At 72.9% G+C, this 12,987-nt stretch carries 10 protein-coding genes; 9 read left to right on the forward strand and 1 reads right to left on the reverse strand.

Annotation, left to right across the window (positions count from 1 at the left end):
• Positions 1 to 96 precede the first annotated feature (96 nt).
• The 7 genes from ABZ459_RS49845 to ABZ459_RS49875 are packed head-to-tail and all read left to right on the forward strand — an operon-like array spanning position 97 to position 10,224.
• Complete coding sequence (locus tag ABZ459_RS49845; RefSeq protein ID WP_357987599.1) at positions 97 to 636, forward strand: hypothetical protein; 540 nt, start codon at positions 97 to 99, stop codon at positions 634 to 636.
• Positions 636 to 4,217: a PKD domain-containing protein gene (locus tag ABZ459_RS49850; protein WP_357987602.1), complete on the forward strand. Its 3,582-nt coding sequence runs from the start codon at positions 636 to 638 to the stop codon at positions 4,215 to 4,217. Before ABZ459_RS49845 ends, ABZ459_RS49850 begins: the two co-directional genes overlap by 1 nt.
• A complete protein-coding gene (locus ABZ459_RS49855) occupies positions 4,210 to 4,437 on the forward strand; it encodes a hypothetical protein (RefSeq protein WP_357987605.1) in 228 nt (75 codons plus the stop codon). The genes ABZ459_RS49850 and ABZ459_RS49855 overlap by 8 nt, the downstream gene beginning before the upstream one ends.
• Before the next feature lie 53 nt (positions 4,438 to 4,490).
• The gene (locus ABZ459_RS49860; RefSeq protein WP_357987608.1) at positions 4,491 to 5,930 is read left to right on the forward strand and encodes a hypothetical protein; all 1,440 of its coding nucleotides are present in this window, start codon (positions 4,491 to 4,493) and stop codon (positions 5,928 to 5,930) included.
• Complete coding sequence (locus ABZ459_RS49865; RefSeq protein ID WP_357987611.1) at positions 5,927 to 6,880, forward strand: polyprenyl synthetase family protein; 954 nt, start codon at positions 5,927 to 5,929, stop codon at positions 6,878 to 6,880. The genes ABZ459_RS49860 and ABZ459_RS49865 overlap by 4 nt, the downstream gene beginning before the upstream one ends.
• On the forward strand, positions 6,877 to 8,796 hold the full coding sequence (locus ABZ459_RS49870; RefSeq protein WP_357987615.1) for a geranylgeranyl reductase family protein: 1,920 nt from the start codon (positions 6,877 to 6,879) through the stop codon (positions 8,794 to 8,796). The genes ABZ459_RS49865 and ABZ459_RS49870 overlap by 4 nt, the downstream gene beginning before the upstream one ends.
• A gap of 33 nt (positions 8,797 to 8,829) precedes the next feature.
• Complete coding sequence (locus ABZ459_RS49875) at positions 8,830 to 10,224, forward strand: carboxylesterase family protein (protein WP_357987618.1); 1,395 nt, start codon at positions 8,830 to 8,832, stop codon at positions 10,222 to 10,224.
• Here ABZ459_RS49875 and ABZ459_RS49880 read toward each other — a convergent pair.
• Positions 10,196 to 11,317: a helix-turn-helix domain-containing protein gene (locus tag ABZ459_RS49880; RefSeq protein ID WP_357987620.1), complete on the reverse strand. Its 1,122-nt coding sequence runs from the start codon at positions 11,315 to 11,317 to the stop codon at positions 10,196 to 10,198. The two genes, ABZ459_RS49875 and ABZ459_RS49880, sit on opposite strands and share 29 nt — an antisense overlap.
• A gap of 114 nt (positions 11,318 to 11,431) precedes the next feature.
• On the opposite strand from ABZ459_RS49880, the gene ABZ459_RS49885 reads away from it, so the two are divergent.
• Entirely contained in the window at positions 11,432 to 12,232 is an 801-nt protein-coding gene (locus tag ABZ459_RS49885) for an acetylxylan esterase (protein ID WP_357987623.1), read from the forward strand.
• A gap of 84 nt (positions 12,233 to 12,316) precedes the next feature.
• Complete coding sequence (locus tag ABZ459_RS49890; protein WP_357987626.1) at positions 12,317 to 12,973, forward strand: TetR/AcrR family transcriptional regulator; 657 nt, start codon at positions 12,317 to 12,319, stop codon at positions 12,971 to 12,973.
• The last annotated feature ends 14 nt before the right edge of the window (positions 12,974 to 12,987 follow it).

Genomic DNA, 12,987 nt, shown 5'->3' on the forward strand with positions numbered 1-12,987 from the left:
GCTCACGACGTCCTGAAACGGACGTTCCGCCTCGTTGACAGCCCCTTCGCTGCGTGAAATAACAAGGTCCGGCCTGCGGCCAAGCAGGGAGATCAGATGTCGAAGACGATCGATTCGTGGGCAGACCTGCAGCGTGCGGCGGCCGCGATCCTGCGCCGGATGAATGATCATCCGACCCTCGCGCGGGCGGCGGCGGCCAACCCGGTACTCGCCATCGAGCGCCTCGGCTACACCATCACCCCGCATGCCCGCCCCGGCATCACGGACCGTCTGCGCCTCGGCCCCGAGGCGGCCGAGCTCCTGGCCAGGTTGCGGCGCGAGGTCGAGCGCCTGGCTCGCAGGCCGGTCGATCCGGACGACGGCGCCGACGTGCGCCGGGCGTTGCTGGAACTCGGCGTGACGGGGGAGAACGAGATGATCGGCACCGAGCCGCCACGCTGGCGTCCCGGAGGGGCCGGCGCGGATCGCCTGGAGGCCCTGCGGGACCGCCACGAGGTGATGCGGCCCCTGCTGGAGTACCGCCGGTTGTCGGGCAGGCGACCGGCACTGGCGCCCGAGGCCGTCTTCGAGGCGGTGCTGTCGGGCGAGCGGGTTCCTGCGGTGACCGCGGTCAAGGGGCGTTTGCAGGAGGGGTGATGGCCGACACGCACGGCTTTGAGGTTGTTGTGGAGGCCGGCGCCGCCGTACTGCGCAAGGCTCTGATCGGGGCATGGAAGTCGGCCGAGTGCGGCGGCACCGCGACCGGCGACGGCCGGATCCCGCAGTACCTGCCGATCCCGCCGGGAGTCGCGATCGGGACGTACGTGACCGCGGGCGGACAGGTCGAGCTCCCACGCGACCAGCTTGACGCGACGACGGAACCGGCCGTGGACGGGGCGCGACTCACGCTGGGACTGATCATCCAGGTGCTCGTGGCCGATCCGCCGGTGCCGTCCGCGGGGCTGCTCGACCTGACCGCGGCCGCCCGGGTCGAGGCACCGATCGGGGTGCTCCCGGGCTCGAAGAACGTGGGGATCAGGTTCGACGCGCTAGCCCGGGAACGCGTGAGCGCCACGGTGACCGGCGGCGACCCGATCGAGGGCAAGCTGCTGACCGTACTGCAGGAGTACGTGCACTTCGCCTACGAGAACGGCGGACCCGACGGAACGGTCCATCCGGGCATTCCCGCCCTTCCGTGGACGCAGGATGAAACCGATCAGGCGCTCTCGTTCGGCATCGGCGGCTACACCGTCGACACGCATCTGGAGATCTACGACGACCAGAAGGACGCGGCGCGCGCCATCACGGTCAGCCGCCCCGACCCGGCGACCGTGCTGTTCAGCCTCCCGGTCTACCTGCGCGTCTTCAACATCAGGCGCAGCGGCGCGGCCCCGCCGCTGGCCACCCCGATGGGCGTCGAGACCCGCCTGGAGATCCGGGTCCCGCTGGAGCGCCCGCCCGGCTCCTGCACCCTCCGCTTCGACACCGCCACGTGCACGGCCGGCGTCATCATCCCGACGCCCAGGTTCGGCATCGAGGGCGCCAACTACACGGCCAACAACGCGACGCTGTTCAACCTGCTGGAAGGCGCGCTGCGCACCCAGCTCGGCCAGCGGGGCACCGCGCTGGTGCGGGCGTTCGGCGCGCGGTCGATCGCCGCGCCCACGGTGGCCGACCTGGAGCGCACGCTCGGCGACCTGATCCACGCCGACCTGGCCGCCCGCCGCTTCGTCGGCCTCTGGACCCCCGAAGCGAGCGGTGAGGTGTTCGACGCCCGCGACGTGGCCACCAGGGTGCCGGCCGACTACCTGGTGATCGCGATCAACTCCGCCCCCGGCGCGGACATCGCCGCGATGCCCGCCTTCATCCCCGACGGCATGGAGTTCGCCGTCGCGCTGACCGGCTCGCTCGTCCGGCAGAACATCGACAAGGCCCGCCGGGACAACGGCTGGGCCGACTCCGACCTGCCGCGCCGGGTCGACCAGGACGGCACCGCGGCCGACGTCAGAAGCCTGGACATCGACCTGGTCGACGGCGCGATCCGGATGACCGGCGAGCTGACCGTCATCGACGCCATCCTGGGCAGCATCGACGTGGACGCCGACTTCCGCGCCGACGTCGGCCTCCACTGGAATCCGGACGGCGCGCTCAACCCCGACGGCGTGCAGCAGATGGACAACCACCTGATCGGCGACCCCGACGTCGATCCGGAGGAGTCGGTGGCCTTCTGGATCATCGCGGTCATCCTGGCGATCATCACCTGGGGCGCGGGCAGCATCCTCATCGCGATCGTCATCATCGTGGCCGCCGCGATCATCACCGCCATCGCCTCCGGCATCGGCAGCTCGATGGCGATCGACCCGATCACCGGAGCGGTCACGGGGATCACCGGCTGGCCGCCGGAGCTGGCCCGGATCGGCCGGGTGCGGGCGATCTTCCATGATCCGATCGTCATCGCCGCCGACGGCCTGGTCATCGCCGGCACCATGGACGTGCTCTCCTCCTGCGAGCAGACGCAGGTGCTGGCCGCGCGCAGCGGGGGCCCCTACTTCGGCACGGCACAGTCCGCCCTGACCCTGGCGGCGGCCAGCACCACCCCTGTCGCCGCCTACACCTGGAACCCGGGCGACGGCACCCCACCAGCCGCGACCCGCGACCTGTCCCACGTCTACCCGGCCAGCGGCGTCTACCTCGCCGCGCACACACTGGCCATCACCGAACCGGGCGGCGCGGCCAGCGCCCACTACACGCTGGTCCATGTGGCGAACGTGCCCCCGGTGGCCGACGCCGGGCCGGACATCACCCTCGACGAGGGCCGGCAGGTCACGCTGGTCGGCCACTTCTCCGACGTCGAACCGGCCGACACCCACACCACCCTCTGGAACTTCGGCGACGACCAGCCGACCGAGACCGGCACGATCTCCGGGACCTCCACGACCGTCACCCACGCCTGGTGCGACAACGGCGTCTACACCGTCACGCTCCAGGTGCGCGACCAGAACGGCGGCATGGACACCGACACGCGCACGGTCACCGTCCGCAACGTGCCGCCGGTCGTGGTCGCCGGTCCGGCCCTGTTCGCCTACCCGTGCAGCGTCATCACGCTCTCGGCCGCCTTCACCGATCAGGGCTGGTGCGACACACATGCCGCGACCTGGGAGTTCGGTGACTGCACCGCTGCGATCCCGGCCACGGTCACCGAGACCCACGAGCCGCCCGCCGGCCGGGGCACCGCCGTCGCTTCGCACGTCTACCGGCGCTGCGGCACCTACCTGGCGCGCTGCGTGGTGACCGACGACGACGGCGGCGTCGCCGAGGACACGCTCGTGGTGCAGGTCACCGACGTGGTCAACGGCCACTTCGAGGGCGGCTTCGCCCGCCGCAGGAGCGGCGAGGTGGCCAACGGGTGGGAGCCGTACCGCACCGGCACGCACCTGGCCACCGGCTTCGTCGTCCACTCCGGACGCCGCGCTCAGGGCATCCGCGCCGAGCGCGGACGGGCCGGGATCCACCAGCGGGTGGGCGCCAACCCGGGCTGGGCCTACCAGCTCACCGCCTGGTACGACCTGGAGGAGTCGCGCCCCGCCGCAGCGCGTCTCGGCGTCGACCCGACCGGCGGCACCGACCCCGACCACCCGGCCGTAAGTTGGTCCGAAGGCGTCGTGGCCGACCGCTGGACGCCGCTGACCGTCCGGGTCACCGCCGCCGCCCGAGCGATCACGGTCTTCCTGGAGACCCGCGACGGCATCGCCTGGTTCGACGACGTCGAGCTGCTGGCCGTCCAGCCGTTCTGCCCCGAAGCGGCCGAGCCGCCCGAGCCGCGCGAGGTCTGCCTGGACTTCAGCCACCGCGGGCGCGACGAGAGCTTCCCGGCCACCTGGACGGAGTCCGGGTTCCGGCTGTCGACCCCCGACGGCGCCGGCCGGCACATCACCGGGTTCGCGGCCGGCACCGCGCTCTTCCTCGGCCCCGGGCTGGCCGCCTGGCCCGCCGTACCGGCCATACGAGTGACCGTCACGCTCGCCCACCAGGGCGGACGGGACATCACGCTGACCGCCCGCGGACCCGGCGGCGCCGTCCTGGACAGCGCCCAGGTGACGGCCGCTCACCCCGCCGCCCCGGTCACCGTCACGCTCACCGGGCCCGGGATCGCCGTCGTGGAGATCGAGGGCGAGGCGGCCGAGGGCGTGCTGATCCGGGTGTGCGCGCTGATCCCAGCGGAGGGACGCGATGGCTGATCCGTACTCGCTGGCCGAGGTCCGGACCGTGCTCGCCGAGCATCGCCAGGAACTGCTGGCCCGCTTCTCCGGCCACGGCATCGGCATCGGCCGGCCCGACCCGGAAGGGCCGTACGTCATCACGGTCTACGTCAGCGAGCCCGTGCCCGCGCGGCCCGCCGCCGTCGAGGGCGTCCCCGTGCGCCTTCAACCGGCAGGACCATTCGACGCTCACAGATGAGGAGGCCAGCCGTGACCATTCCAGGTGATGACCGATACCTCAGGGGGCGGGCCTTGGCCCGCGCGGCTCGGGAGGGCCCGCTGGCCGGCCTGCTGGCCGATCAGAACATCGCGGGCTTCGCCTACGGCAGGCGGATCGTCGACGGCGGCCGTACCGACGAGCCCGCCGTCGTCGTCTACGTGCTGCGCAAGGTGCCCGAGCAGTTCCTGCCCACCTCGCGCCTGTTACCCAGGAGGTTGTACTTCGGCCGCGACGCCATCGAGGTGGACGTGGTCGAGACCGGACCGTTCTACGCGCAGTCGTTCACCGCCAGGGAACGGCCGGCGCCCAACGGAGTCAGCATCGGCCACTTCAACGTCACCGCCGGGACGCTCGGCTCGCTGGTCATCGACAACACCGATCGCACGGTCAACATCCTCAGCAACAACCACGTGCTGGCCGACGGCAACAACGCCATGATCGGCGACGCGATCGTGCAGCCCGGCGTCTTCGACGGCGGCACCACCGCCGGCGACACCATCGCCACGCTCAAGCGCTTCGTGACACTGAACGCCAACGGCAACACCGCGGACGCGGCCATCGCCCAGCCGCGCGATCCGAACGACGTGGAGGACCGGGTCAAGAACGACCTCATCCCGGTCGCCACCCCGGACCATCCGGCGATCGGGCTGCTGTTCGCCGGGACGTGCAATCGTACCCTGATCAACCCCATCGACCAGGTGCTGACCCAGCTCAACGTCGAGTTCCTGGGCGGCGCCGCGGTGACCGCCGGAGTGGACATCGGGACGAACGTGGAGAAGGTGGGCCGGACCACGGAGTACACCACCTCGACTGTGACCGAGATCGACGTCACCGCGCTCGTCCAGTACGCCTCGAACGTGATCCGGAGCTTCGACGGGCAGATCGCCACTGCCTACATGTCCGAGGGCGGGGACTCGGGCTCGGTGGTCTATCGGGGCGGCGAGGGCGGCAACGAGGACGCCTGCGGCTGCGGGTCGGCCGCCGCCGCGAGCCAGGTGCTGCAACGCGACCTCAAGCTGGACCAGTCGGTGGAGCGTGAGTTCCGCCAGCGGCACCTGCAGCAGACCCGGGTCGGCCGCTACCTCGTGGACACCTATTTCGCCAACGAGTCGCGCATCCTGGAGCGCAACCGCCGCACCGAGCTCGACGAGGCGACCGTGCGCACACTGCAGGGCTTGTACGACAAGTACGCCGAAACCGCCCGAGCGGTGGCGCTACAGCCGCTGCGCTCGGAGGCGACGGTGACCGACGAGCACCTGGAGGAGGCGCGGGAAGCGCTGGCCCGCATGCGCGAGCACCTCAGGGCCGACGAAGCCGAGGTGGCCGAGGAGGCCCTGGGCATCGCGCGGGACTTCGTGGGCCGCACCGCCGCCGAGATCCTGCGCGCCTTGGACGAGACCGAGCTGCTACGCCGCGTCCGGTCGATGGTGGACCGGGTGGAGTTCCTGACACAGCCGGACAACGGCCGGTGACCGACGGCCAGTGGCTGGTGAGCGCCCGTACCGAACGGACGCTCGCCGGCCTGGACCGGCGGATCGAGGCCGCCGTCGCCTCCGCCGACGTGGGCCTGCGTACCATGGCCGTCACCCTGGCGCGCAGGGGCGGCAAACGCCTGCGTCCGGCCCTGCTGCTGCTGTCCGCCGAGTTCGGCGCGTTCCGCGCCGAACCGTTGCTCGACGCGGCGGCGGCGCTGGAGATGTTCCATCTGGCCTCGCTGTACCACGACGACGTCATGGACCGGGCTCCGACCCGGCGCCACGGCCCGAGCGTCAACGCCTTGTGGGGCGAGCCCGCCGCCGTCGTGGCCGGCACGTTCCTGGTCTCCCAGGCCACCCGGTTGCTGGCCGGCCTGCCCGACGCGTGCGGCCGCGCGGCGGCCGGGGCGATGGTACGGCTGTGCTCGGGGCAGCTTCTGGAGACGGAGAGCGCGTTCGACACCGGGCTCACCGAGGGCGCCCATCTGGACATCCTGCGCCGGAAGACGGCCACGTTGTTCGAGCTGCCCTGCCGCCTGGGCGCCCTTCTGGCCGAGGTGCCCGAGGAGCAGGCCGAGGCGCTGGCCCGCTACGGCGCAGAGCTCGGGCTGGCCTTCCAGCTCGCGGACGACGCCCTCGACCTGCGCGGCAGCGCGGCGTCGATGGGAAAACAGCCCTTGAACGACCTCAGGGAGGGGGTCTACACCTTGCCGGTGCTCCGCTTGCTGGGACGGGACGAACGGTTGCGTACGCTCCTGGCGGAGATCGAGCCCGATCCGGCGCAGGTGGCCGGGCGCGTGCTGGCGTCGGGCGTGGTGGAAGAGGTCCTGGAGGAGGCGGGCACGCTGGCCCGGGACGCCCGCGACCGGCTCGGCGTGCTGCCCGGCAACGCCGCCCGCGACTCCCTCGCCCTGCTGGCCTCCTACGCGGTGGCGAGGGCGGCATGAGCTTTGACGCGGTGGTCGTGGGAGCGGGTCCGGCAGGGTCGGCCGCCGCCTACCACCTGGCTCGGCGGGGAAGGAGCGTGTTGCTGGTCGAGCGGCGCGCCTTTCCCCGGGACAAGTGCTGCGGCGACGGTCTGACGCGTGGTGCGGTGCGGCAGCTGGCGGAGATGGGCGTGCTGCCTGACCTCGCCGACGCGCAGCGGGTGGGCGGTGTGCGCGTGCACATGCGCGGCAAGGGCGCCCGCGACTTCCCCTATTCCGGTTTCGGTCTGGTGCTGCCCCGGTTCGACCTCGACGCCCGGCTGTGCGCCCGCGCCGTGGAGGCGGGCGCCACGCTCTGGACCGCGCAGGTGAGCGGGCCGATCGGCGGGCCCTCCGGGGTGCGCGGCATCGAGATGATCCGGGACGGCCGGCGGACGCGCGTGGAGGCACCGGTAGTGGTGGCCGCCGACGGCGCCGCCTCCCGGCTGGCCAGGCAGACCGGCCTTCGCTCACCCGGACGGGAGTGGACCGGATTCGCGGCCCGTGCCTACTACGCCGGGATCAAGGGGACGGACGACCTGCTGCAGATCGTCCTTCCCCTCACCGACGTCACGGACAAGCACCTGCTGCCGTCCTACGGCTGGATCTTCCCGCTCGGCCAGGGGCGTGCGAACGTGGGCGTCGGCCTGTTCGGTCCCATGAACCCCGAGGGACTGCGCGGCATGTTCGACCGTTTCGTCGCCGACCTCGCCGAGCTGGACCCGGGGTTCGCGACCGCGACCAGGGAAGGCCCGATGAGCGGCGCCCCCCTCCGCCTCGACTTCGAGCCGGAGCGCTGCGGCGTTCCCGGACTGCTGCTGGCCGGCGACGCCGCCGGGCTCATCAGCCCGTTCACCGGAGAAGGCATCAGCTACGCCCTCGAATCCGGCGCGCTGGCGGCCGCCCACATCGACGCCACCCTGCCCGGCCCGATCCTCCCCGGCCCCTACGCCCGGCGGCTGGCCGCCCGCTACGGCGGCTACTTCGAGGCCGGACGCCACTCGGTACGCCGCTACCAGCTCGCCTGGCGGGTCCTGGACGCCACCTTCGACGACGATCGCCCGCTGTTCACGCTCTGCCGCCGTCTGGCGCTCTTTCCCGACGGCGCCCGGACCGAGCTCGTCCTTCCCCCGCTCCCACCTTCGGACCCCGAGCTGAGCCGCATGCTCCGCCGCGACCTCCTGGCCGTCGCGGAGCTGCTCGCCGACTGCGTGCGCGCGGACTGGCCGATGTTCGTACGGCTCAGCGGCGTCACCGACGACCTGTCGGCCCAGACGGTCCGGCCGTCCGTGCTCCTGCTCCTTGCCTCCTACCTGGGCGGCGGGGAACGCCATCCGCTCATCCACGCCCTGGCCGCCGCGGCCGACCTCGGCCTGCTGGCGGCGTTGGCCACGGACGGCACTCGGGAGGAGCGCTCCTCGTCCGGCCTTCCGTGGGGCAACAGGTTCTCGGTGCTGGTGGCCGACTTCTTCCTCGCCCGCGCCTTCGACTTCGCGGCCAAGGCCGGTGGCGCCGTCACCGCCGACTTCTCGCGGGCGCTGGCGGCCGCTTGCCAGGCCCGGGCCCGCGAACTGCGTGCCGGAGAGCTCGGCCTGCCCGAGTACGCCGAGATGCTGGCGGGGAAGCTGGCGATCGCCTTCGAACTGCCCTGCCGCCTGGGGGCCCGCCTGTCGGGGGCGCCCCCGGCCACCGTCACCGCCCTCGCCGCCTACGGACGGCACCTGGGCGTCAGCTTCGCCCTCATCGACGACCTGCGCGACGGCCCCGGGGGCGCGGACCCGGCCGAGCTCCGCGCACTGGCCGCCGAACACGCCGGCCTGGCCCACGCCGCGTTGTCCGTCCTCCCTGCCGGTCCCGTCGTCGACCTGCTCTCTGCGCTCTCCGGATCAGTCGTCTGACGTCCCGACCGATCGATCGGTAGGATCCGGCGCATGGACATCATCGCGGCCACCCGGCACGGCAAGGTGCGCGGCCGGCTCCAGGACGGGATCCAGGTCTTCCGGGGCATCCCCTATGCGGCGCCGCCGTTCGGCGCCCACCGCTTCCGCGCCCCCGCGCCCGTCGAGTGCTGGGACGGCGTCCGTGACGCGGCGGAGTTCGGCCCGACCGCCCCCAAACGGCCCTACCGGCCGCCGCTCGACCGGCTCATCCCCGAGGAGCAGATCCCCGGCGACGAGTGCCTCAACCTGAACGTCTGGACGCCTGGCGCGGACGGCGGCGCGCGTCCCGTGATGGTGTGGATCCACGGCGGCTCCCTGCGCAACGGCTCGTCCAGCCTGCCCCTGTACGACGGCCACGCCTTCGCCAGGGACGGCGTCGTCCTGGTCTCGATCAACTACCGGCTCGGTGTCGAGGGCTTCGGCGTCTTCCCCGACGCGCCGGACAACCGCGGCCTGCTCGACCAGATCGCCGCGCTGGAATGGGTGCGCGACAACATCGCGGCCTTCGGCGGCGATCCAGGCAACGTCACCGTCTTCGGCGAGTCGGCGGGCGCGATCAGCATCGGCGCGCTGCTCACCAGCCCGCGCGCCAGGGGCCTGTTCCGCCGGGCGATCATGCAGAGCGGCCCGCCGCACACCGTCACGCGGGCCGAGGCCGCGCGGACGGCGCAGCTGATGGCGGCCCGGCTGAAGGTGCCGGCCACGGCCGAGGCGTTCGCCGCGATCGACCGGGAGCGGCTGCTCGACGTCCAGAGCGAGGTGGTCGGCAAGGCGGACCCGATCAGCGGCGGGCCCGGCTTCCACATCGTGACCGAGCCGGACGCCGGTCCGGTCGAGGCCGCCCTGCTCATCGGCGCCAACCGGGAGGAGTACCGGCTCTGGTTCGTGCCCAGCGGAGCCGTGGACCGGGTCGGCCGGCTCATGCTCCGCCTGGCCCTGCTGAAGCTGCGCGTCCCGGGACGGGCCCTGCGGCTCTACCGGTCCGCCAGCCCCGGCGCCACGCCCGGTGAGCTGCTCGGCGAGATGGCTACCGACCTACTCCTGCGCGCCCCGGTCAACCGCCTGGCCGACAGCGTGGAGCGGGCCCACGTCTACGAGTTCGCCTGGCGGTCGAAGGTCATGGACCTGCGCGCCTGTCACGCCCTGGAGATCGGCTTCGTCTTCGACAACCTGCGGCACTCCCGCGAGCTGGCCGGCGACGAGCCTCCGCAAGAACTGGCCGACACCATGCACCGAGCCTGGGTCGCCTTCGCCGCGACCGGCGATCCGGGCTGGCAGTCGTGGGACTCCTCCCGGCCCGTCATGGTCTTCGACTCGCCGGGCTCTGGCGTCGTGCACGCGCCGCGCGACGAGGAGCTCAGGGTCTGGTCAGCTCGCGCGCGGTGATCGCCGCCGCCAGCAGCCGCGCCTGCGCCGGTTCGGCGAGGTCGAGGCCGGTCAGCACGCTCACCCGGCGCAGCCGGTAGTCCAGCGTGTTGCGGTGGATGTGCAGGTCGAGCGCGGTCCGGCGGCGGTTGTGGCCGCGCTCGACGAAGGCCCGCAGCGTCTCCAGCAGGTGGGGATGGCCGTCGAGCGGCGCGAGCTTGGCGGCCAGCCGGGCCAGCCCCGCGCCCGGACGGGCGAGCTGGTGTTCGAGCAGCACGTCGTCCAGGCGGTAGAGGCCGGGCGGCCGGTCGAGCCTGCGCACCAGGTCCAGCACCTCGCGGGCCTCCCGCGCCGCGTCGGGGATCGCCGCGGGCGCCGCGGCGCGGGCCGCGGCGGCCAGCACGGGCCGTCCCACGGCCCTGGCCAGCCTGCCCGGGACGGCGTCCAGGGCGTGTCCGCCGGGCAGCAGCGCGATTCCCTCGACGTGGTCCATCAGGACCAGCGTCCCGGTGTGCGCGTCCAGGGCCGACTGCACGAGCCGGGCCGGCGGCGCGGGCTGCCCCAGGTCGAGGAGCAGGACCTCGTGCTCCTGGCCCACTTCCACCCCCGCCGCCCCGGCCAGGCTCTCGTACGGGTGGCCGCCCAGCAACGCGCCGATCAGCGCGCGTCGCGCCCGTTTGTCCTCGCTCCTGATGTCCTCCTGGGCCTGCTGGTGCGCCAGGGCCACGGCGGGCATCGCCGTGCGCAGACAGCCGAGCATCCGCCGGCCGGCCGAGGCCAGTTCCTCAGGCGCGGCCACCTCGGTCAGCGCCTGCCACCAGACCTCGGCGCCGATCAGGTAGGCGGTCACCGCCGCGTCCAGCGGCAGGTGGTCCTCGGCGCGGCGCGCGGACCACTCGATGACGCGGGTGAGGTCGGCCGGGCCCATGGCGTCGGGGCGGCTGAGCGTCCGCAGCAGGATCGTCAGGACGGCCGAGACCGAGTGGGCCACCTCGCCGTGCAGGGTCTCGGGCGGCAACTCCCGGTAGAACGGCACTTCGGCGGCGCACCGGGCGATCACCGCGGCGGTCAGCCCGCGCACCCTCGGCTGCATCCGGCTGTGCAGGTCGGACATCCCGTGATCGTCACATTGCCCAAACCCGCGCGTCAATTCTTGGCCCGAATGCGGAGAGACGGCGGCCTCCGCCGTGTACAGGATTCGTGCAAACCCCCCAGTCAGGAGGCCGCCTTGTTCCGACGCCTGCTCATCGCCCTGCTCGTCGTGCACGCACTCGGCACCGCTCCCGCCCACGCCGCGACCACGGACTGGGGCGCGCCCGGCCCCTACGCGACCGCCGTGGAGGTCGGCGTGGTCAACACCCTCTACTACCCGCGCGACATCGCGAGCAGCGACCGCCGCCACCCGGTGATCGTGTGGGGCAACGGCACGGGCGGCGCCCCGCTCGTCTACCGCGACCTGCTGCTGCAGTGGGCCGGCCACGGGTTCATCGTCTCCGCCGCCAACACCCCGATGTCGAACCTCGGCGTCTCGATGCGTGCCGGGATCGACGCGCTCGCCCGCCGCGACGCCGACCCGTCGAGCCCCTTCCACGGCAAGGTCGACCTGACCCGCATCGGCGCCTCCGGGCACTCACAGGGCGGCGCGGCCGCCATCGTCGTCGGCGCCGACGCCCGGGTGGACACCGTCCTGCCCATCCAGCCCGGCCCGCTGGCCGACATCGACGGCGTGCACGGGCCCGCCTTCCTCATGGCCGGCCAGAACGACTCCATCGTCTGGCCCTGGCTGGTCAGGTCCTTCTACGACGACGCGGACCACATCCCGGCGATCTACGGCGAGGTGCGCGGCGCCGACCACTTCACCGTCGTCGGCGACCCCGGGCCGTTCGCCGCGCCCACCACCGCCTGGTGGCGCTTCCAGCTCATGGACGACCCCGAGGCGCGGGCCCTGTTCCACGGCCCGGACTGCGGCATCTGCCTGGACCACGACACCTGGTCGGACGTGCGCCGCAACGCGCTCGTGCCGCGGTGACCGAAGAGCCCTCCGGCCGTGGTCACGTCGGCGTCCCGACGTGCGAGGAGACCAGCCGGAGCGGCGTCTTGGCAGAATGAGCGCGTGACTGACGACCGATCGGCGGCTCCGGCGACCCAGCGCCGGATCGCCGCCTCCGACATCCGGCTGCCCGAGCACATCCTGCTCCGGGGCACCTCCGGCCGGATCCTGCGCGAGGCGCTGCAGCTCTTCGCCGAGCGGGGCTTCTACGGCACCTCCATCCGCGACCTCGCGGTGGCCTGCGAGATCCGCTCGGCGACGCTCTACTCGCACTACCCGACCAAGGAGAACGTCCTGGCGGAGCTGGTGCGCATCGGTCACGAGGAGCACCACCGGCGGCTGACCGAGGCGGCCGCGGCGGGCCCGGCGGATCCCGCGTCGCGCCTGCGCCGGGTGGTCCGCGCCCACGTCCTGGCGCACGCGGAGTTCCCCATGCTGGCCGTCGTGGCCGACAACGAGCTGCACGCCCTGTCTCCCGAGCTGGCCGGCCCCGCGCTCAGGCTGCGCGCGGCCGGCCGGCAACTGCTCATCGACATCATCGACGAGGGCATCGCCGCGGGCGTCTTCGCCGTGCCCGACGCCTTTCTCGCGGTGACCGCGATCAGCGGGATGGGGATGCGCGTGGCGAACTGGTACGACTCCGCCCTGCCGTACGAACCGTACGAAGTCGCGGACACCTACGCGGACTTCGCGTTGCGCATCACCGGGGAGAGCTCCTGACGGCGAACGGCGCC

Origin of the sequence: Nonomuraea sp. NPDC005692 (genome assembly GCF_040631115.1) — a bacterium.
GTDB lineage: Bacteria > Actinomycetota > Actinomycetes > Streptosporangiales > Streptosporangiaceae > Nonomuraea.

Coding starts and splice junctions, on each gene's coding strand:
- ABZ459_RS49845 (WP_357987599.1), top strand. CDS start 97: ATGTCGAAGACGATCGATTCGTGGGCAGACCTGCAGCGTGCGGCGGCC.
- ABZ459_RS49875 (WP_357987618.1), top strand. CDS start 8,830: ATGGACATCATCGCGGCCACCCGGCACGGCAAGGTGCGCGGCCGGCTC.
- ABZ459_RS49855 (WP_357987605.1), top strand. CDS start 4,210: ATGGCTGATCCGTACTCGCTGGCCGAGGTCCGGACCGTGCTCGCCGAG.
- ABZ459_RS49870 (WP_357987615.1), top strand. CDS start 6,877: ATGAGCTTTGACGCGGTGGTCGTGGGAGCGGGTCCGGCAGGGTCGGCC.
- ABZ459_RS49850 (WP_357987602.1), top strand. CDS start 636: ATGGCCGACACGCACGGCTTTGAGGTTGTTGTGGAGGCCGGCGCCGCC.
- ABZ459_RS49880 (WP_357987620.1), bottom strand. CDS start 11,317: ATGTCCGACCTGCACAGCCGGATGCAGCCGAGGGTGCGCGGGCTGACC.